The organism is Pseudomonas fluorescens, from assembly GCF_902497775.2.
GTDB classification, from domain to species: domain Bacteria; phylum Pseudomonadota; class Gammaproteobacteria; order Pseudomonadales; family Pseudomonadaceae; genus Aquipseudomonas; species Aquipseudomonas putida_F.
This window is the reverse complement of sequence record NZ_OZ024668.1, coordinates 1,866,541-1,890,361: the sequence shown is the minus strand read 5'-3', so window position 1 is coordinate 1,890,361 and position 23,821 is coordinate 1,866,541. Positions and strand designations below refer to the sequence as shown.

General features: G+C 63.0%; 16 protein-coding genes. 10 read left to right on the top strand and 6 right to left on the bottom strand.

What is annotated here, in order from left to right:
• The first annotated feature begins 121 nt into the window (after positions 1–121).
• Positions 122–901 carry a TSUP family transporter gene (locus F8N82_RS08735; protein ID WP_038994867.1) on the top strand — a complete coding sequence of 260 codons (780 nt, stop codon included), beginning with the start codon at positions 122–124 and terminating at the stop codon, positions 899–901.
• Positions 902–925: 24 nt separating this feature from the next.
• On the opposite strand, the gene F8N82_RS08730 is transcribed toward F8N82_RS08735, so the two are convergent.
• The 4 genes from F8N82_RS08730 to F8N82_RS08715 form a co-directional block, all read right to left on the bottom strand.
• Positions 926–1,873, bottom strand: a complete 948-nt coding sequence (locus tag F8N82_RS08730) for a hypothetical protein (RefSeq protein WP_150776889.1) — start codon at positions 1,871–1,873, stop codon at positions 926–928.
• 74 nt (positions 1,874–1,947) lie between these two features.
• Positions 1,948–2,778, bottom strand: a complete 831-nt coding sequence (nudC, locus tag F8N82_RS08725; RefSeq protein WP_038994864.1) for an NAD(+) diphosphatase — start codon at positions 2,776–2,778, stop codon at positions 1,948–1,950.
• Positions 2,779–2,812: 34 nt separating this feature from the next.
• On the bottom strand, positions 2,813–3,625 hold the full coding sequence (locus tag F8N82_RS08720; protein ID WP_038994863.1) for a crotonase/enoyl-CoA hydratase family protein: 813 nt from the start codon (positions 3,623–3,625) through the stop codon (positions 2,813–2,815).
• A 177-nt stretch (positions 3,626–3,802) separates the two neighbouring features.
• Entirely contained in the window at positions 3,803–6,604 is a 2,802-nt protein-coding gene (locus tag F8N82_RS08715; protein WP_038994862.1) for a hypothetical protein, read from the bottom strand.
• Between the two features lie 188 nt (positions 6,605–6,792).
• Between F8N82_RS08715 and nhaB the strand changes: the two genes are divergently transcribed.
• The gene (gene nhaB, locus F8N82_RS08710; protein ID WP_038994861.1) at positions 6,793–8,295 is read left to right on the top strand and encodes a sodium/proton antiporter NhaB; all 1,503 of its coding nucleotides are present in this window, start codon (positions 6,793–6,795) and stop codon (positions 8,293–8,295) included.
• Positions 8,296–8,356: 61 nt separating this feature from the next.
• Here the strand turns inward: nhaB and zwf are convergent, their stop codons facing one another.
• Complete coding sequence (gene zwf, locus F8N82_RS08705) at positions 8,357–9,859, bottom strand: glucose-6-phosphate dehydrogenase (protein WP_038994860.1); 1,503 nt, start codon at positions 9,857–9,859, stop codon at positions 8,357–8,359.
• Positions 9,856–10,839, bottom strand: coding sequence for a phosphogluconate dehydrogenase (NAD(+)-dependent, decarboxylating) (gene gnd / locus F8N82_RS08700; RefSeq protein WP_038994858.1), 984 nt, complete (start codon positions 10,837–10,839; stop codon positions 9,856–9,858). Before gnd ends, zwf begins: the two co-directional genes overlap by 4 nt.
• Before the next feature lie 197 nt (positions 10,840–11,036).
• On the opposite strand from gnd, the gene F8N82_RS08695 reads away from it, so the two are divergent.
• From F8N82_RS08695 to F8N82_RS08660, 8 genes are all read left to right on the top strand, one after another.
• Positions 11,037–11,204, top strand: coding sequence for a DUF6026 family protein (locus tag F8N82_RS08695; protein ID WP_167336590.1), 168 nt, complete (start codon positions 11,037–11,039; stop codon positions 11,202–11,204).
• A gap of 479 nt (positions 11,205–11,683) precedes the next feature.
• Positions 11,684–13,246 (top strand): glycogen synthase GlgA, encoded by a 1,563-nt coding sequence (gene glgA / locus F8N82_RS08690; protein ID WP_038994857.1) that lies wholly within the window; start codon positions 11,684–11,686, stop codon positions 13,244–13,246.
• 16 nt (positions 13,247–13,262) lie between these two features.
• Complete coding sequence (treZ, locus tag F8N82_RS08685; RefSeq protein WP_052251435.1) at positions 13,263–15,041, top strand: malto-oligosyltrehalose trehalohydrolase; 1,779 nt, start codon at positions 13,263–13,265, stop codon at positions 15,039–15,041.
• The gene (gene malQ / locus F8N82_RS08680) at positions 15,034–17,106 is read left to right on the top strand and encodes a 4-alpha-glucanotransferase (RefSeq protein WP_150776890.1); all 2,073 of its coding nucleotides are present in this window, start codon (positions 15,034–15,036) and stop codon (positions 17,104–17,106) included. Before treZ ends, malQ begins: the two co-directional genes overlap by 8 nt.
• Entirely contained in the window at positions 17,103–19,868 is a 2,766-nt protein-coding gene (locus F8N82_RS08675) for a malto-oligosyltrehalose synthase (RefSeq protein ID WP_038994854.1), read from the top strand. Before malQ ends, F8N82_RS08675 begins: the two co-directional genes overlap by 4 nt.
• Before the next feature lie 18 nt (positions 19,869–19,886).
• Complete coding sequence (locus tag F8N82_RS08670) at positions 19,887–20,138, top strand: DUF2934 domain-containing protein (RefSeq protein ID WP_038994853.1); 252 nt, start codon at positions 19,887–19,889, stop codon at positions 20,136–20,138.
• Between the two features lie 95 nt (positions 20,139–20,233).
• A complete protein-coding gene (gene glgX / locus F8N82_RS08665; RefSeq protein ID WP_038994852.1) occupies positions 20,234–22,390 on the top strand; it encodes a glycogen debranching protein GlgX in 2,157 nt (718 codons plus the stop codon).
• A 330-nt stretch (positions 22,391–22,720) separates the two neighbouring features.
• On the top strand, positions 22,721–23,791 hold the full coding sequence (locus tag F8N82_RS08660; protein WP_038994851.1) for an autotransporter domain-containing protein: 1,071 nt from the start codon (positions 22,721–22,723) through the stop codon (positions 23,789–23,791).
• Positions 23,792–23,821: the final 30 nt, after the last annotated feature.

Sequence of the window (23,821 nt, the reverse complement as noted above, 5' to 3'; positions counted from 1 at the left end):
CACACCGCGTGGGTGACATACATAGTTATTCGCAGTGGCCGGTGCACTGGGCAGCGCAAACGCTTGCGTTTACCATAGCGACCTTCCGCGCTGCCGCCGCGCGCCCTGCCAAGCCCAAGCCATGCCATTCGAACTCAGCGTAGACCCAAGCACCCTTGCCATTCTTGCCGCCGTTGCCTTTGTCGCAGGCTTCATCGATGCCATCGCCGGGGGCGGTGGCCTGTTGACCACCCCGGCGTTGCTCACCGCCGGCATGCCGCCACACCTGGTGCTGGGCACCAACAAGCTCAGTTCGACCTTCGGCTCGGCCACCGCCGGCTTCACCTACTACAAGCGCAAGCTGTTCCATCCGGCGCAGTGGCGGCACGCCCTGGTCGGCACCTTTGTCGGCGCCCTCATCGGTGCGGTGGTGGCCCATTACCTGCCCGCCGAATGGCTGAACAAAATGCTACCGGTGATCGTCTTTCTGTGTGGCGTGTACCTGCTGTTCGGCGGCACGCCCAAGGCGCCGCTGGACGCCGACGCACCGGTGAAAAAGAAATGGCAGATCCCCCAGGGCTTCACCCTGGGATTCTATGATGGCGTGGCTGGCCCCGGCACCGGGGCGTTCTGGACCGTCAGCACCCTGCTGCTCTACCCCATCGACCTGGTCAAGGCCAGCGGCGTGGCGCGCAGCATGAACTTCGTCAGCAACGCCGCGGCGCTGTCGGTGTTTATCTTCTCTGGCCAGGTCGACTGGCTGGTGGGCCTGTCGATGGGCTCGGCGCTGATGGTCGGCGCGTTCTTCGGCGCACGCACCGCCATCAGCGGCGGCAGCAAGTTCATCCGCCCAGTGTTCATTACCGTGGTGCTGGCCTTGACCGTGCGGTTGGCCTGGCAGCATTGGTTTGGGCAGGTGTGAACCTGGCAATTCCCGCCAACGTACTCAGAGGTGAGTGACTTCGCGGCCAAAACGCTCTGCAACGATCTCCAGTAGCAGTTCAACCTCTTGCTTGTCGGCGGTTCGCCGCAGCCGTTCGACTTCGAACCTGTAGTCGATATCATTGCTGGCGTCTATGGACTCCAGTTGCTCATGCTTTGCTTCATCCAGATCGGTAAATCGCTGCGGATACTCTTCACGCACCAGCGAGATCAACTGCTCCATCTCCAGACGGTGATGTTCGATGGCATTTGAACAAGCTCTACTCTGCGACAGCTGCTCAAGCGCTTGCGCACGATTGTCGCGATGTTCCTGCAACACATTCACCGCCTGGCCTGCAATTTCCTGAGCGGTTTGCATAAGCTCAAGCATCGCCTCCCACCCTTGCTGCTCGATACCCTCCAGGTTCGAATGGTCTCTGGCAATGAACACTGCACCACGAGGTTGGCGCACGGGAATATCAAGCAGCCGGTCAAAGGGGTTGCCAGGCGCAGCAGCAGCTATTGCCGATTGCCATGACTGATCCTCAGAGAACGCCTGCACATTGTGATAGGCGTTAACACGAGCAGCCAAATCCAGTTGCCATGGCTGATTCTCAGAGAACGCCTGCACATTGTCATAGGCTTCAACACCGAAAGGCGAAAAAAACCAGCATCTGCCTTGCACAGAGTCCTGAAAAATCATTACTCCTTGAAGCTCCCCCCCCTGCACTGTTCGCACTTCGCGGGTGAGATACATGGGGAAAGCCTCCATCGGATCGGTATTGCGGCCAAACAGGGCCGCACGCTCCAGAATGGGCTTGAGGTCTGCACTGGAACATTCACTCATGAAACGCTCAATCAGCTGATTGTATCGCTGGTTACGTTCCTGATTCTGCATTGGCGGATTGCTGTCGAGAGAAACGCTGCGAGGTGAGGCAACGGATGAGGCGGCGGGGAGGCTTGCATTGATCATTGGTACTCCAGTCATACTGAAAACCGGCGATCATCGGCGATTCGATCAAGCCACCCCAGAGGGAATCACTTCCCTCAATTCACCAGCACCGGCTCCACCAACCCCAAGCGCCGCGCCACATACAGGTCAATCAGATACCGCGCAATCGACCGCCCCGCCGGCAACGGCGGCAGCGCATCGACCCGGAACCAGCGGGCGTCCTCGATCTCGTCCGGCTGCATGACGATCTCGCCGCCGGCGTATTCGGCATGAAAGCCGAGCATCATCGAATGCGGGAACGGCCAGCACTGGCTGCCGATGTACTGGATGTTGCGCACCTCGATCGCCACTTCCTCGCGCACCTCGCGCACCAGGCAGTCCTCGGCCGACTCGCCCGGTTCGGCGAAGCCTGCCAACGTGCTGTAGACCCCGGTGACAAAGCGCGGTGAACGGGCCAAGAGGATTTCGTCGCCACGGGTGATCAGCACGATCATGCTCGGCGAGATGCGCGGGTAGCTGCGCAGCTCGCACGGCGCGCAGTACATGGCCCGCTCCCAGTGGATCTGCTGCATAGGCTGGCCGCAGCTGCCGCAAAAGCGGTGCTCGCGAGCCCAGGTGCCGATCTGTGCGGCATAGCCAAGGATCTTGTAGGTGTCGAAGTCGTCTTCGAGCATGAACTGGCGCAAGCCGCGCCAACTGCAGCCCGCTATCGCCTGCGGGCTGCGCAACTCGAGGAGGAACACCGGCTGGCCATCGAAATGGCCGATGCCGTGCTCGCACAGCACGTCCAGCTCCTGGCGCTTGAGCCAGTCGCGCGGGAACAGCGCGCCATTGTCATCGACCAGGAACCCTTCGCTGCAGTGGGCTACAGCCCAGCCGCCGCTGATGTTGGTATCCAGTACTGCGGTGATCCAGCGCGCTGACATCGTGCGGTTCCTTGCGGGGTTCGCCGGTGTAAAGTCAGTCGGCGAACTCGGGTTTTTGTTTGCTCATGTGGGCGGCAACCGCCACCCGCAGATCGGTGGATTGCAGCATGGCGGCGTTCCAGGTGGCGATGTATTCCAGGCCATCGTCGATACGGTGATCGCGCATGTAGCTGATCATGTGCTTGGTGCCGGCCACGGCAAGGGGGGATTTTCCCGCAATTTCAGCGGCAATGGCAAAGACTCCGTCAAGCAGCGCCTCATAGCTGTCGAACACCCGATTGACCAAGCCGATGCGCTGGGCTTCGTCGGCCGCGACATTGCGCCCAGTGTAGGCCAGCTCGCGCATGATGCCGTCGCCGATGATCCGTGGCAGGCGCTGCAGGGTGCCGACGTCGGCGGCCATGCCCATGTCGACTTCCTTGATCGAGAACTGCGCATCGCTGCTGCAGTAACGCATGTCACAGGCCGAGACCAGGTCGATGGCGCCACCGATGCAGTACCCCTGGATCGCCGCCAGCACCGGCTTGCGGCAACTGTCGACGGCATTGAACGAAGCCTGCATGCGCAGGATGGTGCGGCGCAGCAGGCGCGTGTTGCGGCCGACGTCCTTGCCCAGTTCGTTGGCCACCGAGGCCAGTATCATCAGGTCGATGCCGGAAGAGAAATGCTTGCCCGCACCGCTGATCACCACCGCACGCACTTCGTCGGTGTCATCGATCCAGCGGAAGATCTCGACGATTTCGCTCCAGAACGCCGCGTTCATGGCGTTGTACTTGTCCGGACGGTTGATCTGCACGTGGGCGATGTGGTTGTTCAGTTCGACCTTGAACGCTTGGTAGTCAGTCACAGCGACACTCCGGGTTGCGGTGGGGAATGGCGGGACTATAGCAAGAGTGAGCGCAGTGACTATGCCGTGAAATTGCCAAAGCAGGGATTTAAAGTGGCTGGGATTAACCCCAGGCGCTGGAAGCGCCCGAGGATAAACCACCCATACATCAACGAGGTAATGCGCTAAAAACTCACATCAAGTTTCAACAGGCTTGACTCCCAAAGCACCAACTCGAATATTGTAATCCCTGTATTGATAGATATTCCCGTCAATTCGATTGACAACCAGTTGATCCACGGGATTCCCACCTATCAAAAAATACTCTTCGTGAAAATGCGGCCCACTTCCATTTACAATTTCTGGCCACCCGTAAAATGAAAGCCTCCCCCATTCTGAGCAAAGCCGGCCGTTGCGCCTTGCGTTCCTTTCAAAGGCTACTTCAGTCCTAACGGGCAATCTCCAACCTTCCGAGGTAAGTAGACTTACCGCTCCGGCATAGTGATATGCTTGGGATGTTGGTGTCCGAAACCAATACGTAAGTGGTTCAAGCGAATAACTACCACGCTTACCGTTTTCAAGAGTTGCTGTCACAATCAAGGTACCTTGCCAAGCACGGTCGACACTCACTTTTCCTTTGTTATCGACCCTGACGGCTGATTGATTGCTTACATAGGTTACAGCGCCGACGTGTCGAACTGCGCGAATATACCCCGCCCCGGCAAAACCTGTTACAGGCTCAAAATTACGCGTACGCCAACCATTAACTTCAAAATCATCCCAGCGCAACTGGTTACTGACCCACAACTCATAAGGTTTGGAAAAATGCGTACGGGAGCCTTCACGAATCACCCGGTAGCCAATCTTCACCACACTGTTGTTGCTCGGAATGATCCGGTCGTCCCAGACTTCAAAACGCAGATCTTCACCCTCGGCCCCAGGCGGCACAATCAGAGTATCGGTCCAGGTCCCGGCCGCGGTTTCGCCAATCCATTCGAAGATAACCTCATCATCTTCCTGGAATACATGCTCGCCCGCTTCATCCTTGCCCAGCAGCCGCACCGTGGCATAACCGGTGACCTCGTCCGGGTCCAGCCAGGCCCCTTCAGCGTCTTCGTAGATATCTTCGACGATCACCGAAGGCAGCACCTGCGGGCTTAGGCCAACATACAGCCGCAGTTTTTCGGATTCCTTGATCGGCGAGTCCGGGTCGCGCTCAGTCTTGATCCGGTACGAGACTTCCACCTCGCCGCCATCGAGCAGGTCGATATGTTCGCTGCGCACCACCCTGCGCAACAGCCGTCCCGCCTGACTGCCGGAGATGTAAAAAGTGTCTTCGTGCAGGTAAGCCTTGCCGTCCACCGTGGTGCCGCGCCACACCAGCTGGAACCAACTGCCGTTGACCATGCCCACCCAGGGCTGGATTTCGGCCACCACGAACGGCAGGCCGATGATCAACTGCCCCTCTTCGTCCAGCTCCTTGATCACCGGCGCCGGCAAGCCGAAGGGCTCGCCGATTACGCCTACGGTAGTTCGCCTGGATTGCACCGGATCGCCATCCGGGGGTAGGAGCTGATAGGAGACGATCGCCAGGCCGCTGGCAATCGCCTGGACCTTGTTGTTTGGCACCAACAATTGCACCCCCGCGCCATCTTCTTCCAGGTCCACCGTTTCGCGGTGTTCAACCAATTGTCCGTCGGGCGTACGGCCGATCCACTCCAGGAGCAGGCTGTCGCCAGCGGCAAACTGATCGTCTGCGCCAATGGCTACCCGGACATCGTCATAGCCGAGTACCTCAAGATCGATATACCCCTGCTCGTTGGCATCCAGCACCGTGGGTGCCGCCAAGGGGTAGCCCTGGGTATCGACCTTGATCGACAAATGCGGCGACCAGCCATCGGAGTGGTTGTGCACTTCGTCGACGATCTTGTACAGCACCGGCAGGTTCTCCGAATCGCCCGCGCGGGCGATGGTGTCGGGGTCGATGAACACTACAATGTCATCGAGCAGGTCCTCTTCCTCGACCCGTCGACGGATGATCACCCCGCCCCAACTGACCCGAATCGAATCCCCCGCCACTCTGCCCTCATAAGGCGGCACCCGCGCATCGAAGCCCTCGGCCGCCAAGGCTTCGTCGACGCCGAACTCGATGACCTCGTCGGGCAGTATCAGCAACTCCAGGCGTTGATGCCCCGGCTCACCGGGATGCGGGTCGATGCCCCCCGGCCGGTCCAGTTTCACCAGCACCCGCAAAGGCGCCGAATCGTCGCTGTTGCCATCCAGTGCGGTGATGCGAAAGAACGCCGTGATCCAGCCCGGGTTCTCTTCGATGCGCGCGCGAGGCAGGTAGAAGAACAGGTTCTTGCCGACGTCATCCGGGTCCAGCGGGTAGACATAGATCGGCAGCTGCGGGTCGTCCCAGAAAATCTCCACGATATCGCCACCTGCCATGCCTAGGTAAGGCTCGACGATCACCATGACTCCGTAGTCGCTGACCTCAAGGGCAGCGATATTCAGCCCGCCATCCCCTCCGGCCACCGGTTGGGCGAGATTGGGGATACGCAGTTGAGTCAGGGCCAAAGGCTTGACCACCTGCGGTTCGGGTGCTTCATCGAGTGCCTGATAGAGGGTGACCTGGCAATGGGGAAATTCGGTGGCTGCGCTTTCATCGTCAGCGCCATCGAAACTGACCGCAAGGATCAGGCTGAGCGCGCTCTCGTGACCGAGCGCTTCCAATTGCGCGCGGTCGATGAACAGGCGCAGGCCGAACTGCACCTGTTGGCGGCTTACCGGTTCGGCTTCGCAGACATGCCATTGCACTGGCTCGCCGTCAGGGTCATGGCCCAGGCAGCGAAGCCAGACCTTCTGCCCCTCCTCGATACCCGGCCAGGGCACTACCAGCACCGCAATATCATCGGGAAAGGTATCCAGGTACAGGCCATCACCCAGGGCTTGGGGCAACTCAGGGGGAAGCAGGTCGGTTGCAACGAAACCGGTCATCTTGAACCTCCAGCCACGCTTTTCACGAGAAGCGACCGGCCCGCCCGGCGCACTGGGGGGTATTACGCTACAAAAGCAAATACGGCGAAACTGACAAAAATGCTAGGTCTGCTGAGGAAATCGCTTCTTGATCTTGCTTGCCACATCCGGCACTTTGCCCAGCTGTTGAATCATAAGGATACATTTTCATGTCCCGCTCCCTGGCCGGCGCCCTGGCCCACAATTTTCTCGGGCAGTCGCCGCGCTGGTACAAGGCCACCTTGTGCCTGTTCCTGCTGCTCAATCCCCTGCTGCTGTTCACCTTGGGCCCGGTGGTGGCCGGCTGGGTGCTGGTGATCGAGTTCATCTTCACCCTCGGCATGGCACTCAAGTGCTACCCGCTGATGCCCGGCGGCCTGCTGATGATCGAAGCCCTGCTGCTGGGCATGACCACGCCGCAAGCGCTGTATGAAGAGCTGCAGCACAACTTCCCGGTGATCCTGCTGCTGATGTTCATGGTCGCCGGCATCTACTTCATGAAGGACCTGCTGCTGTTCGTGTTTTCACGGATCCTGCTCGGGGTACGTTCCAAGACCCTGCTGGCCTTGCTGTTCTGCTTTCTCTCGGCCTTCCTCTCGGCGTTCCTCGATGCCCTGACCGTGACGGCGGTGATCATCAGCGCGGCGGTGGGTTTCTATTCGGTGTATCACCGGGTGGCTTCGGGCGGCAATCCGCGGGAAGACTCGGACCTGGACAGCGACCAACAGATCGCCCACCTGCACCGCGAAGACCTGCAGCAGTTTCGCGCCTTCTTGCGCAGCCTGCTGATGCATGGCGCCGTGGGTACCGCCCTGGGCGGCGTGTGCACCTTGGTGGGCGAGCCGCAGAACCTGCTGATCGGCCACGAAATGGGCTGGCACTTCGCAGAATTCTTCCTCAAGGTTGCACCGGTATCGCTGCCGGTACTGGCCGCGGGCCTTGTGACCTGCGTCCTGCTGGAGAAGCTGCGCTGGTTCGGCTACGGCACCCTGCTGCCCGACAACGTGCGCCAGGTGCTGGCCGCCTACGCCGCCGAAGACGACGCCCAGCGCACCACCCAGCAACGTGCCGCACTGGTGGTGCAAGGCCTGGCAGCGCTGATCCTGATCATCGGCCTGGGCCTGCATGTGGCCGAAGTCGGCCTGATCGGCCTGCTGGTGATCGTGCTGATCACCGCCTTTACCGGCATCACCGACGAGCACCGCCTGGGCCGTGCCTTCCAGGACGCCATGCCGTTTACCTCGCTGCTGGTGGTGTTCTTTGCCGTGGTGGCGGTCATTCATGACCAGCAACTATTTACCCCGCTGATCCAGTGGGTACTGGCGCTGCCGGCCGATCAACAGCCGGGCATGCTGTTTATCGCCAACGGCCTGCTGTCGGCGATCAGCGACAACGTGTTCGTCGCCACGATCTATATCACCGAGGTGAAGCAGGCGTTTCTCAATGGCGGCATGAGCCGTGAGCACTTCGAAACCCTGGCGGTGGCGATCAACACCGGCACCAACCTGCCGAGCGTGGCCACGCCCAATGGCCAGGCGGCGTTCCTGTTCCTGCTGACCTCGGCGATTGCGCCGCTGATTCGCCTGTCGTATGGGCGGATGGTGTGGATGGCGTTGCCCTATACCGTGGTCATGGGTGGCCTGGGCTGGTGGGCGGTGACTTACTGGTTGTAGATAGCCAAGCGCTGTGGGGCTGCACTGGCCGGCCGCTGGCGGAAGTTTTGTGCGTGAACCCTCAACCAATCGGGTGCCAGACCCGTCGATCGCGGGTCAACAATTCATCCGCTGCGGCCGGGCCGTCCTCGCCTGCGGCGTAGGCCTGCACTTCGCCGCCCTCCTTCCAGGCATCGAGAAACGGCTGCACCGCGCGCCAGCCGTTCTCGATGTTGTCGGCACGCTGGAACAACGTCTGGTCACCGGTCAGGCAGTCGTAGATCAGCGTCTCGTAGCCGGTGGACGGCTGCATCTTGAAAAAGTCCTTGTAGGCAAAGCCCAGTTCGACGTTCTCCATGGCCAGGGCCGGCCCCGGGCGCTTGGCCTGCAGGTCGAACCACATACCCTCGTTGGGCTGGATCTGGATCTTCAGGTAGTTGGGCTTGAGCCGCTCGACCTCGGTGTCGCGAAACTGGGCATAGGGCGCCGGCTTGAAGCAGATGGCAATCTCGGTGTCGCGCACGCTCATGCGCTTGCCGGTACGCAGGTAGAACGGCACGCCGACCCAGCGCCAGTTGTCGATCAGCACCTTCAAGGCGACGAAGGTCTCGGTGTTGCTGTCGGGATCGACCCGGGGCTCTTGGCGGTAACCGGGTACTTTCTTGCGCCCTTGCTTGCCGGCGCTGTACTGGCCACGCACGGAGTTTTTCAGGGCCATGTGCTTCGACCAGGGCCGGATCGCACCGATGACCTTGGCCTTCTCGCTGCGTACCGCATCAGCGCCAAAGGCCGCTGGCGGCTCCATGGCGACCATGGCCAGCAACTGGAACAGGTGATTGGGCACCATGTCGCGCAAGGCACCGGTGCTGTCGTAGAAGGCGCCACGGCTCTCGACGCCGACGGTTTCGGCGGCGGTGATCTGCACATGATCGATGTAATGGTTGTTCCAGAACGCTTCGAACAGGCCGTTGGAAAAGCGGCTGACGAGGATGTTCTGTACCGTCTCTTTGCCCAGGTAATGGTCGATGCGGTAGATCTGTTTTTCGCTCATGACCTTGAGCAGGCAGGCATTGAGCGCTTCGGCACTGGCAAGGTCCGAACCGAAGGGCTTTTCCACCACCACCCGGCGAAAACCATCGGTTTCGTCAAGCAGGCCGGCGGCGCCCAGGCGCTGTACCACTTCGCTGAAAAAGCGCGGCGAGGTGGCCAGGTAGAACACTGCGTTGGCACTGGGGTTGCTGCGGATGCGTTCGGCAATGGCCTGGTAGGTGGCCTCGTCGAGGAAGTCGCCGGTGAGATAACCGATGCGCTTGGCCAGGCGCGCCCAGAGCTTGTCATCCAGGCACTTGCTGGCGTCTTCGCGGGCCGTATCACGCTCGCGCATGAAGGCTTGCAGGCGGGCGGCAAATTCACTGTCGGTGGCCGCGTTGTGGTCGACGCCAATGATGCGCAGGCCCTTGTCGAGCAGGCCGTCGCGGCTGAGGTTGTACAGCGCCGGCATCAACAGGCGCTTGACCAGGTCGCCATTGGCGCCAAACAGGAACAGGTTGCAGGGCGGGGCCGCTTCGATGTGTGTTTTGCTCATTCGGCTTTCTTCTCGACGTGACCACCAAAGCCGAAGCGCATGGCCGACAGCATGCGGTCGGCATAGGTGCCTTGCTGCTGGCGCGAGCGAAAGCGGGCAAACAGTGCACTGGACAACACCGGCACCGGCACCGCCTGCTCCACCGCTGCATCGATGGTCCAGCGCCCTTCACCGCTGTCGGCTACCGAACCGCTGTAGCCGCCCAGTTGCGGATCGGCCACCAGGGCATCGGCGGTGAGGTCGAGCAGCCAGGAGGTAACCACGCTGCCACGGCGCCACACTTCGGCGATTTCGGCCAGGTTCAGGTCAAAGCGCTGTTCGGCCGGCAACGCATCGCTGCCCTTGCTCTTGAGCAGGTCGAAACCTTCGGCATAGGCCTGCATCAGGCCGTACTCAATGCCGTTGTGGATCATCTTCACGTAGTGCCCGGCGCCCGCCGGGCCGGCATGAATGTAACCCTGCTCGGCACGCTCGGCCGGGCCCTGGCGGCCGCGGGTGCGGGGAATGTCGCCGACCCCGGGAGCCAGGGTGGCAAACAGCGGATCGAGCCGGTCGACCACGGCCTTTTCGCCACCGATCATCATGCAGTAGCCACGCTCCAGGCCCCAGACGCCACCCGAGGTGCCGACATCGATGTAGTGCAGGTTGCGCTTGCCCAGGTCGCTGGCGCGGCGCATGTCGTCCTTGTAGAAGGTATTGCCGCCGTCGATGATCACATCATCGGCGTCGAGCAGGTCGGCCAGCTGGGCGATGGTCTGCTCGGTCGGCTCACCGGCCGGCAGCATCACCCACACCGCCCGTGGTTTTTCCAGTTTGCCCACCAGCGCGCCAAGGTCGTGGGCGCCGTTGGCGCCTTCCTTGACCAGGGCTTCCACCGCCTGACGATCACGGTCATGCACCACCATGCGGTGCCCGCCACGCATCAAGCGCCGTGCAATATTGCCGCCCATGCGGCCCAGCCCCACGATTCCCAATTGCATGTGCGATGCTCCCCTGGATTGAAAAATACCGGCTCAGGCCTTCAAGGTTAGTCCAGCCCTCGCCCACTTGGTTCAGCGACGAACGGCAAGACACCCAGAAACAAAAAAGTTCCCATGAGTGACAAAAGAATTCAGAATCGCCGCCGATCAAGCAGCTACGCTGTTAGAAAAACGACCTACCCTATGCGAGGTGTGCAATGGGAACCCTTCTGCCGAAAATGCCTGCCCAGACCCTCTACGTGACGGTTCACCGCGACGAGCTGCGTCGCCTCAAAGAAGAACGCGACCAGTTGCAACAGCAAGTCGCCAAGCTCAACCTGCTGCTGCAGCAAGTCCAGGATGGCCAGGTGCCGGCCCGCGCCTGAGCATCCTAACTGTCGGCGGTGCAAAACGGCCTGCCGACGTGCACGACGGCGCCTTTTCCGAATGCGCCGTCCGACGCTTGGAGCGTCCCTGCCCACGGTTGTGTCGTCACACTGCGGGGCCCCATCGTAGAAACCCGCGTCGCCCCGCATAAAGTGACCAATGGGTCACATTCTCTCCGATTTCTCTCCTACACTCAGTATTCGGCCAGACATCGCCCGGAAAACTCGACTAAAAAAAGTCGAAACTTCTGCAAACGCGGTAGGTCAGGAACTAAGTAGGCCATCGATTCCGCTTCAACGGACGCGGCCCACCCACCCCATATCGTCACCACGCCGTCGGCAGGACGCCGGCTTGCGTAGCGCTTGTGCGCTTGGCTTCGGGGCATGGAACGCAAGGCAAGACCACTTACAGAGAGAAGTACCAGCAGAGAAACAACAACGGGCGCCCACGCTCGCACAACATAGGGACGGAGAGAAGTATGATCAGTGCCGCTGTCGAACCTCATGCAGAGCATTTCACCCCGGACACGCGTGAACCGCTGGTTGCAGCGGATTTCACGCCGACAGCCAAGGCACAGGGTGCTGACACCAGACATTCTTCGCATAAACGCAAAGTGTTGTTCGTAACCTCGGAAATCGCCGACCTGGTCAAGACCGGCGGCCTGGGCGATGTCTCGGCGGCGCTGCCACGGGCCATGCGTCACCTGCACGATGTACGGGTGCTGATCCCCGGTTACCCGCAAGTACTGGAAAGCGACAACCCGATTCACTTGGTTGGCGAGCTGGGCGGCCACGCAGCCTTGCCGCCGTGCAAGATCGGCCGCATGGACGTGGCCGATGGCCTGGTCATCTATGTGCTGATCTGCCCCGAGCTGTACCAGCGTGAAGGCACACCCTATGGGGCCAACAACGGTCGCGACTGGCCCGACAACCACATCCGCTTCGCCCGCCTGGGCCTGGCCGCCGCGGAGATCGCCGCCGGTGAAGGCATGGTCCACTGGAAGCCCGACCTGGTCCACGCCCACGACTGGCCAGCCGGGCTGGCCCCGGCCTACATGCACTGGCGCGGCCTGCAGACCCCGACCCTGTTCACCATTCATAACCTCGCCTACCAGGGCGTGGTCAGCCGCGCCTGCTGCCCGGAGCTGGCGATCCCCAACCATGCCCTGCAGCAGGAAGGCATGGAGTTCTACGGCAAGCTGTCGTTTCTCAAGGCCGGCCTTGCCTACTCCAGCCACATCACCACGGTCAGCGCCACCTACGCCCGGGAAATCACCACGCCGTCGTTCGGTTGCGGGCTGGATGGCTTTCTCGCCAGCAAGGCCCAGCAAGGCTTGCTCAGCGGCATTCCCAATGGCATCGATGAGAGCTGGGATTCGGCCAGCGACCCGCACCTGGCCCACCCCTTCAGCCTCAACGACTGGGACGGCAAGGCGGCCAACACCCGCCAGGTTCGCGAGCTGTTTGGCCTTGAGCCTTCGACCGGACCGCTGTTCGCCGTGGTCTCGCGCCTGGTCTACCAGAAAGGCCTGGACCTGACCCTGGGCGTGGCCGAGTACATCGTCCGCCAAGGCGGCCAGATCGCAATCATCGGCCGCGGCGAGCCGGAAGAAGAACACGCCATGCGCGAACTTGCCCTGCGCCATCCCGGGCAGATCGGCGTGCGCATCGGCTTCAATGAAACCGATGCCCGGCGCATGTTTGCCGGCAGTGACTTCCTGTTGATGCCGTCGCGCTACGAGCCCTGCGGGCTGAGCCAGATGTACGCCCAGCGCTTCGGTTCATTGCCGGTGGCGCGCAATACCGGCGGGCTTGCCGACACCATCGAGAATGGCGTCACCGGTTTTCTGTTTGACGAATCCACTGTCGACAGCTACCGCGAGGCCTTGAGCCGGGCGTTTTACGTGTACGGCAAAAAGAACCTGCTCAACGCCATGCGCTGCCTGGCCATGACTCAGCCGTTCAACTGGTGCCAGGCCGTCGAACCTTATGCCCGTCTTTATCAGGAGCTGGTGGAAAACGCCCGTGTAACCCCACGCTGAACGCGAGGTGGCAGGTATGCCCTTGAGGTCACAGGAACAGGCGACCCACGGGGCCGCGATGCTGGACAGCAACAGCGCCCGGTTTGCCCTGTGGGCGCCGGACGCACAGCGGGTGGACGTCGAGTTCGAGGCGGGCGCGCAGCACCCCTTGCAGGCGCAGGCTGACGGTTGGTTCGTCGGCCGCTTGCCGTGCAGGGCCGGTGATCGTTACCGCTATCGGATCGACGCCGACCTGGCAGTCGCCGACCCGGCATCGCGCTACCAGCCCGAAGGCGTGCACGGCCCCAGCCAACTGGTCGACCCTGGCGCCTATCGCTGGCAGCACCCGGGTTGGCGCGGACGGCCCTGGCATGAAGCGGTCATCTACGAACTGCACGTCGGCCTGTGCGGCGGCTATGCCGGGGTGATCGAGCGCTTGCCGACACTGGCGGAACTTGGCATCACTGCGATTGAGCTGATGCCGCTCGGGCAGTTCCCCGGGGACCGCAACTGGGGCTATGACGGCGTGCTGCCGTTCGCCCCGCAGCACAGCTACGGCACCCCGCAGCAGTTGCGTGAGCTGATTGACCAGGCCCACGGCCATGGCCTGATGGTGGTGCTGGATGTGGTCTACAACCACTTCGGCCCGGATGGCAATTACCTTGGCCACTACGCCAGCGGTTTTTTTCGCGAGGATCGTCAGACCCCCTGGGGCGCGGCGATCGATTTTCGCCGCCGCCAGGTGCGCGACTTCTTTATCGAGAACGCCCTGATGTGGCTGCAGGACTACCGCATCGACGGCCTGCGCCTGGACGCCGTGCATGCCATCGACGACCCGGACTTCCTCGCCGAACTGGCACGCCGGGTGCGCAGCGAAATCGCCCCGGGGCGTCAGGTATGGCTGAACCTTGAGAACGAGCACAACCAGGCGCACCTGCTCGAACAGGGTTTCGATGCGCAGTGGAACGACGACGGCCACAACGCCCTGCACGTGCTGCTCACCGGCGAGCAGGAGGCGTACTACGCCGACTACAGCGAGTCGACCATCGACAAACTGGCGCGCTGCCTGAGCCAGGGCTTCGTGTTTCAGGGCCAGCCCGACCGCAACGGCCGCCCTCGCGGTGAACCCAGCGGGCACTTGCCACCCAGCGCATTCGTGCTGTTCCTGCAGAACCACGACCAGATCGGCAACCGTGCCTTCGGCGAGCGCCTGAACCAGTTGTGCCCGCCCCAGGCCCTGCGCGCAGCCACAACGCTGTTGCTGCTGGCACCGATGATTCCGCTGCTGTTCATGGGCGATGAATGGGGCTGCGAGCAACCTTTCGTGTTTTTTACCGATCACCCTGACGCACTGGCCGATGCCGTGCGCGAAGGCCGGCGGGCCGAGTTTGCAGGTTTTAGCGCCTTCGCCGACGCTGCCAACCGGGCGCGGATCCCCGACCCCAATGCCGCCAATACCTTCAACGCTTCACGGCCGCTGGCACCTGAGTCATACCAGCAACCCTGGCTGCAGTTCTACCGTGAACTGCTGGCCCTGCGCGCGCGCTGCATCGTCCCCAACCTGCCTGGCATCCAGGCCCTCGGCGCCCGGGTATTAGGGCCCCAAGCGCTGACGGTGCGCTGGCAACTGCAAAGCGGCGACGAGCTGCGTATCGACCTGAACCTGGGCCCGACCGTGCAAGTTGCCGAGCTGCCCGACAGCGCTGCACGACTGTTCACCTGCAGCCAGGCCAGCGTCGGCACCAGGCAATTGCCGCCCTACACCACCCTGGTCAGCCTGAAGCCGACCACCCCTGCGGAGCCTGCCCATGACTGACCCACGCTTGCAGCAACTGGCCGAACTGGCGGGCCTGGCCGTGGACTGGATCGACGCCAACGGCCGCGCCCAGCGGGTCAGCGACCCGGCGCTGCAGCGGGTCCTGGCCGGGCTTGGCCACCCGGCCGACAGCGCACCGGCAATCGAAGCCAGCATCCAGGCCCTGCTCACCGCCCACGATGCCCGCCATTTACCGCCGCTGTTGACGGTTGATCAGGGCCTGGCGCTGGAGCTGAACGGCTATTTCCCTGCGTCGATGCCGTGCAAGGTGCTGCTCGAGGATGGCAGCCAACAACAGCTGCAACTGGATGACCAGGCGAGGCTTCCCGCCGGCCTGCCGATCGGCTATCACCAGGTGCAGATCGAACGCCAGCCGTTCACCCTGGCCGTCGCGCCAACACGCTGCTACAGCATCGCCGATGCCCTCGACACGCCGACACCGCGCTGCTGGGGCTTGAGCGCCCAGCTGTACAGCCTGCGCCGTCCTGACGATGGCGGTTATGGCGACTGCCTGGCCCTCGAAGCGCTGGTGCGCAGCGCCGCCGAACGCGGCGCCGATGCCCTGGCGATCAGCCCGCTGCACGCCATGTTTGCCAGCGACAGCCAGCGCTACAGCCCTTATTCACCGTCGAGCCGACTGTTTCTCAACAGCCTCTATGCCAGCCCTGCGGCGCTGCTCGGTGACCGCGCCGTGCGCATGGCCATCGAAGCCTGCCAGTTGCACGGGCCACTGGAGCAGCTTGAACAACTGCCGTTGATCGACTGGCCACAAGCCGCCTCGTTTCGCCAGCGCTTGCTACGCGCGCTGTATCGCGACTTCATCGCCGGCGAGCACCCGTTGTTCGCCGACTTCGACAGCTACCGCCAGCACGCCGGTCCCGCCCTGGAGCGCCATTGCCGCTTCGAGGTGCTGCTGGAACATGCACTCAAGCGCGATATCGGCCAGGACTGGCGCAACTGGCCCGCCACCTGGCACGACCCACACAGCCCGCAAATCAACGCCTTCGCCCGCCAGCACAGCGAAGAGGTGGAGTTTCATGCCTTCTGCCAATGGCTGATCGAACGCAGCCTGCAACGCGCCCAGGATGCGGCGCGCAGCAACGGCATGAGCATCGGCCTGATCGCTGACCTGGCAGTGGGGGCCGACGGCGCCGGAAGCCAGGCCTGGAGCCGCCAGGACGAGTTGCTGGCCGGCCTCAATGTCGGCGCCCCGCCGGATATTCTCAACCGCGCCGGGCAAAACTGGGGCATCTGCGCCTTCTCGCCCGAAGGCCTGCGGCGCAACGGCTACCGCGCCTTCATCGAAATGCTGCGGGCCAACTTCGCCCATGCCGGCGGCTTGCGCATCGACCATGTCATGGGCCTGCAACGCCTGTGGCTGATCCCCCAAGGCGCAAGCCCGGCCGAGGGCGCCTACCTGCACTACCCGCTCGATGACCTGCTGCGCCTGCTCAGCCTGGAATCGGTGCGCCACCAGGCTATCGTGCTGGGTGAAGACCTCGGCACCGTGCCCGAAGGCCTGCGCGAAAAGCTCGCCGCGCGGGCGATCCTCGGCATGCGCGTGCTGCTGTTCGAGCAAGACCCGCCCGGGCACTTCAAGCCCATTCTCGACTGGCCCGACAACGCCCTGGCCACCACCAGCACCCACGACCTGCCGCCCTTGGCCGGTTGGCTTGAGGCCCGCGATATCGACTGGAACCAGCGCCTGAGCCTGATCGACGGCATTACCGAACGGCACTGGCGCGAAACCCGCCAGCACGAGCGCCAGGGCCTGCGGCGCATTCTTGAGCAGAACTACGGCCAGGCCCTGGCAGACAGCGACGCCCTGATCGATGCCAGCATCCGCTACCTCGGCCATACCCGCACGCCTTTGGTGCTGGTGCCGCTGGAAGACCTGCTGGGCACCGATGAGCAACCCAACCTGCCCGGCACCGTCGACGGCCACCCGAACTGGCGCCGGCGCTTTGCCCTGCCGGCCACCGCCCTGCTCGACGACGAGGACGCGGCGCGGCGCCTGGAGCTGCTGGCCCAAGCCCGCGAACAAGCCTGGGAGCGTGACCGATGAAAGCCCTGAGCGCGACCCTGCGCCTGCAGTTTCATGCCGACTTCGACCTCGACGATGCGGCGGCGCTGGTGCCCTACTTCGCCCGCTTAGGGATAAGCCACCTGTACGCCTCGCCGCTGCTACGCGCCCGCCCTGGCTCACGACACGGCTACGATGTGGTCGACCCCGGCCAGGTCAGCCCGGAATTGGGCGGCGAAGCGGCGCTGGAACGCCTGGTGGCGGCCTTGCGCCTGCACGGCATGGGCCTGATCCTCGACATGGTCTCCAACCATATGGCGGTCGGCAGCGACAACCCCTGGTGGCAGGACCTGCTGGCCTGGGGCCGGCGCAGCCGTTATGCCGAGTTCTTCGATATCCAGTGGCACTCGCCCGACCCGCTGCTTGAAGGCCAGCTGTTGCTGCCGTTTCTGGCCAGTGACTACGGCGCGATGCTGCAAGGTGGCGAGATTCCTCTGCGCTTCGATGCCGCCACTGGCCAGTTGCATATCCAGCACCATGAACACCGTTTTCCGATCTGCCCGGCCGACTATGGCGCAGTGCTCGCCCATGGTGGCGCCGCCTTGCAGGAACTGGCCACGCGCTTCAGCGCCCTGCGCAGTGGAGCAGATGCGCCGGCGCGGGCCAGGCCACTGCTGGCTGAGCTTGCGGCGTTGTCCCGCCAGCAACCCCTGGATGATCTGCTGGGCGCCTTCGACAGCCGCACGCCCGAGGGCTTCAAGCGCCTGCACGCGCTGCTCGAACGCCAGCCCTATCGCCTGGCCAGCTGGCGCACCGCCGGCGACGATATCAACTGGCGGCGCTTTTTCGACGTCAACGAACTGGGCGGCCTGCGGGTCGAGCGCGCAGCGGTGTTCGAGGCCACCCACAGCAAGGTCTTCGAGCTGATCGGCCGCGGCCTGGTCGACGGCCTGCGCATTGACCACATTGATGGCCTGGCCGACCCGCGCGGCTACTGTCGCAAGTTGCGCCGGCGGGTCGACCGGCTGCTGGCCCAACGCCCGCTGGAGGCGGCGCTGGAACACTTTCCGATCTATGTCGAGAAGATCCTCGGCGCCGACGAGCAACTGCACCGCGACTGGCAAGTTGACGGCACCACTGGCTACGAGTTCATGAACCAGGCCTCGCTACTGCAGCATGATCCGGAAGGTGAAGCGGAACTGGCGGCGCTGTGGAGCGCGCTGAGCGATCGCCCGGACTTTACCGAGGAAGTGCGCCTGGCCCGCCAGCAGATCCTCAACGCCAGCCTGGCCGGCGATTTCGAATCGGTGGCCCAGGCGCTGTTGCAGGTGGCCCGCGACGACCTGATGAGTCGCGACCTGACCCTGGGCGCCATTCGCCGGGCGCTGCAGGCGCTGATCGAGCATTACCCGGTGTACCGCACCTATATCAATGCCTGCGGGCGCCCGGCAGAAGATGAAGCGTTCTTCCAGCAGGCAGTGCGCGGTGCCCGCCAGTGCCTGAGCGAAGCCGACTGGCCGGTGCTCGACTACTTGCAGCGCTGGCTCGGCGGCGAGCCCTGGCGCCGCATGCCGCCAGGCCGACCGCGCAAGCACCTGCGCCACGCCTGTGTGCGCTTTGAGCAACTGACCTCGCCCACCGCCGCCAAAGCCGTTGAAGACACCGCGTTCTACCGCTCGGCCCTGCTGCTGTCGCGCAACGATGTCGGCTTTGATGCCGAGCGCTTCAGCGCCCCGGTCGAGGATTTCCATCAGCATTGCCTCAAGCGCCTTGAGCAGTTCCCGGACAACCTGCTGGCCACCGCCACCCACGACCACAAACGCGGCGAAGATACCCGTGCGCGCCTGGCGGTGCTCAGCGAGCGCAGCAGCTGGTTTGCCAGCCGGGTCGAACACTGGTGCGAACTTGCCAGCCCCTTGCGCAGCAGCCTGGCCGACGGCGAGGCACCGGGCGCTGCGGATGAACTGCTGCTGTACCAGACCCTGCTCGGCAGTTGGCCGCTGACCCTCGACGAGAACGATCCGCTGGCGCTTGAAGCCTATGCCGAGCGCCTGCGCCTGTGGCAGCGCAAGGCCCTGCGCGAAGCCAAGTTGCGCAGCAGTTGGAGCGCACCGAACAAGGCCTATGAACAGGCCTGCCTGGACTTCATCGACACCCTGCTGCTGGAGCGCAGCAGCCAGCAGTTGCGCCACTCCCTGGCCGAGGCGGCGCAGGCGATCGCCTGCGCGGGTGCCCTCAACAGCCTGGTGCAGTGTTTGCTGCGCATGACCACGCCAGGGGTGCCCGACCTCTATCAGGGCAACGAATTCTGGGATTTCAGCCTGGTCGACCCGGACAACCGCCGCCCGGTGGATTTTGCCAGACGCCGCCACGCCCTGGCGGACGGCACCACAACCGCGCAGCTGCTGCAGGACTGGCGCAGTGGCCGGGTCAAGCAGGTGCTGATCAATCAGGTGCTGGAGCGGCGTCAACACTACCCGCAGTTGTTCCTGCGCGGTCAGTACCTGCCCCTTGAAGTGCGCGGCAGACACGCCGACCGGGTCCTGGCGTTTGCCCGGGTGAGCGCCGACGAGCGCGCCGTTGTCGTGGTGCCGCGCCTGGCCTGGGGCTTGCTTGCACAGTCACCCATTCCCCTGATCCCGGCACAGAACTGGGACGATACCCGGTTGGTCCTGCCGTTTGCCTTGTCGCCTGCCAATTGCTCGGGACTTTTTGCCACAGCCGCAGTCACAGCCTCAAAGGAACTGTGGCTGAGCACTGTACTCAAGGAATTTCCGGTCAATCTGTTCATTGAACCTATTTAAGTCCTCAGGAGCGTAGAGATGAGTGTCGAAGAAAAACGTATCCGTGAATTCGCCTATCAGATCTGGGAGTCGGAAGGTAAGCCCGAAGGCCAGGAAGAGCGGCACTGGGACATGGCGCGCAAGCTCGCCGAAGCCGAAGCGCTGGCGCCCAAGGTGACGCCGCGCAAGCCCGCCAAGGCGCCGGCGGCCAGCACCAGCAAGGCCAAGCCGGCCAGCGCTGCGGTGGCGCCGAAAAAGCCCAGGGCCGCCAAGAAGCCACCGACTGCATGAACCTGATCGTGGGGTAAGCCCGCGCCTACACAGGCTGTGGGAGCGGGCTTGCCCCGCGATAACCCCTGTGCCCCCCGGTCTCATCAAGGAGCCCCATGAGCAAGCCAAAGCCTACCGCCGAAGTTCACCTCGAACCGTCGCGCATCCGCGAAGGCCTGCCCTTCCCCCTGGGCGCCTCCTGGGATGGCCTGGGGGTCAATTTCGCGCTGTTCTCGGCCAACGCCACCAAGGTCGAGCTGTGCCTGTTCGATGCCAGCGGCGAGGTCGAGCTCGAACGCATCGAGCTCCCCGAATACACCGATGAAATCTTCCACGGCTACCTGCCCGACGCCCACCCCGGGCAGATCTACGGCTACCGGGTACATGGCCCCTATGACCCGGAGAACGGCCACCGCTTCAACCCCAACAAGCTGCTGATCGACCCCTACGCCAAGCAACTGGTCGGCAGCCTGAAATGGTCCGAAGCGCTGTTCGGCTACACCATCGGCCACCCCGACGGCGACCTCAGCTTCGATGAGCGCGACAGCGCGCCGTTCGTGCCCAAGTGCAAGGTCATCGACCCGGCCTACACCTGGGGTCGCGACCAGCGCGTGGGCACTCCCTGGGAACGGACGATTCTCTACGAGGCCCATGTGCGCGGCATCAGCATGCGCCACCCGGCGGTGCCGCAGGCCAGTCGCGGCACCTTCGCCGGGCTGATGTGCGACGAGCTGCTCGGCCATATCAAGCAGCTCGGGGTGTCGTCGATCGAGCTGCTGCCAATTCATGCTTTCGTCAACGACCAGCACCTGTTGCAAAAAGGCCTGAACAATTACTGGGGCTACAACAGCATCGCCTTTTTCGCTCCGCACCCGCGCTACCTGGCCAACGGCAAGATCGCCGAGTTCAAGGAGATGGTCGCACACCTGCACGACGCCGGCCTGGAGGTGATTCTCGACGTAGTCTACAACCACACCGCCGAGGGCAACGAACTGGGCCCGACCCTGTCCATGCGTGGCATCGACAACGCCTCCTACTACCGGCTGATGCCCGACGACAAACGCTTCTACATCAACGATTCCGGCACCGGCAACACCCTCGACCTCAGCCACCCCTGCGTCTTGCAACTGGTCACCGATTCGCTGCGCTACTGGGCCGGCGAGATGCATGTGGACGGTTTTCGCTTCGACCTGGCGACCATTCTCGGCCGTTACCACGAGGGCTTTGACGAGCGTCACAGCTTCCTTGTGGCCTGCCGCCAGGACCCGCTGCTGAGCCAGGTCAAACTGATCGCCGAGCCCTGGGATTGTGGCCCCGGCGGTTACCAGGTAGGCAACTTCGCCCCCGGCTGGGCCGAATGGAACGACCGTTTTCGCGATACCGTGCGGGCGTTCTGGAAAGGCGACGAAGGCCAGCTGGCCGACTTTGCCGCGCGCATGACCGCCTCCGGCGAGCTGTTCAACCGCCGCGGCCGCAGGCCCTATGCCTCGGTCAACTTCATCACCGCCCACGACGGCTTCACCCTGCGTGACCTGGTGTCGTACAACGACAAGCACAACCAGGACAACGACGAAGACAACCAGGACGGCAGCAACAACAACCTGTCGTGGAACCACGGCGTCGAGGGCCCCACCGACGATCCCCAGATCAAGGCCTTGCGCCTGCGCCAGATGCGCAACTTCTTCGCCACCCTGCTGCTGGCCCAGGGCACGCCGATGATCGTCGCCGGCGACGAGTTCAGCCGCACCCAGCACGGCAACAACAATGCCTATTGCCAGGACAGCGAGATCGGCTGGGTCAACTGGGAACTGGACGACGATGGCGCGGCGCTGCTCAAGTTCGTCAAGCGCCTGACCAAACTGCGCCTGGCCTACCCGGTACTGCGCCGCTCGCGTTTTCTGGTCGGTGACTACAATGAGGCGATCGGGGTCAAGGACGTCACCTGGCTCGCGCCGGATGCCAGCGAGATGAGTGTCGAGCAATGGCAGGATGCCCACGGGCGCTGCCTGGGCATGCTGATGGACGGCCGCGCCCAGGTCAGCGGCATCCTGCGCCCCGGCGCCGATGCCACCTTGCTGCTGATCGTCAACGCCCACCACGACACCGTGGCCTTCACCCTGCCCGAAGTGCCGGAGGGCGAATACTGGAACTGCCTGATCGACACCGACCGGCCGCAACTGCGCAAAGGCGAGCATCATGACTTCGGCAGCGAGTTCCAGGTCAGCGGTCGCTCATTGCTGCTGCTGGAGCTGTACCGTGACGACGATGTCTGAGCCAGGCCGCCAGCTTTAGCAATCATTCGGCATAGCCGCACTGCTGGAAAGAGCGGTTGCGGCTATCGGAAGTAAATTCTTGTTTAATTTCAGTAAATTGCTGCTTCCAATAGCTTGACAACGGTTATTTCACGCTTTCTTGACGCCCGCTCTCTCCTCTCCTTAGCTACAAGTAATGCAGCAACTGCAGATTTCATTCCGAGCCTCTAGCGTGCGCTTTTCAGCGCGCGGCGGGGAGCGGTTTGCTGGTTTGGGTCGCCCTCTGGTTTTGCTTTACAGCCCGTGACATCAGGCCAGAACCCTGGCTAAGAACAACAGAGGAGATCCGCCATGAAAAAAACTCCGAACCCTACGGGCTTTGAGTATGTTTTCTATGCGGTTTCCACGTCGCTGCTACTGGCAACCCCGTTGGAAACCCATGCGTTGGGCCTGGAGGATAACGACCCGTTCAACCACCTGGTGCAAGCTCAACCGGTGCTGTCGCTCAACCCGATCAGTGCCAGCGGCCTGGGCTTGAGCACCCTTGGCGCGTTTTCCGAGCGCCTGGCCGAGCGCAATGCTCCGGCGGCTACCGACAACATCGCCACTCAATGGGCACAGTTTTTCCCGACCCCGGTGCGCACCCCGAGCCCGGAAGTCGACCACCTCGGCACGCCGAACCAGAACTTGCAGATCAGCCCTGACCTGTTCATTCGTGAAACCGGTGGCGGCAATACTCACCGCGCCGGATTCTTCGTCGGCCACAGCAACCTGCAAAGCGGTTTTGATGGCCTGCGCAAACCCCAGGTCGGCGACAAGAAGACCGTCGTCAACCTCGACGGTGAAAGCCTGGGTGTGTACTGGAGCATGACCCACGACCAGGGCTGGCACCTGGATGCGGTGGCCATGGGCACCCGCTTTGACATCAACGGCCGCAGTGAAACCGGCCAGCGCCTGGACGGCAACGGCCACGCGCTGACCCTGTCGGTCGAAGGTGGCTACCCGATCAGCCTGGGCAACAACTGGACCCTGGAGCCGCAAGCACAGTTGATCAACCAGCAATACTTTCCCGGCAGCCAGACCCAGACCGATACCCAGCAAGCATTTGACCAACAGCCGAACTGGACCGGGCGGGTCGGTGCCAGGTTGTCGGCGCGCTACAACGTGCGCGGCATGCCGATCGAGCCGTTCGTGCGGACCAACGTCTGGTACGACTTCTCCAACGCCGACACGGTGAGCCTGGACCAGGTCGACAAGATCAGCAGCGGCCGCAATTCCACTACCATCGAACTGGGCCTGGGCCTGGTGGCACGGGTAACGCCGAAAGTGGCGCTGTTTGTCAGTGCCGACTACAGCAGTGACGTGGATGACAATGACTTGAACGGCCTGATTGGCAACCTGGGGGTCAGGATCAGGTGGTAACTTCGAACACGCTCACCAGGCCGGTCGGCA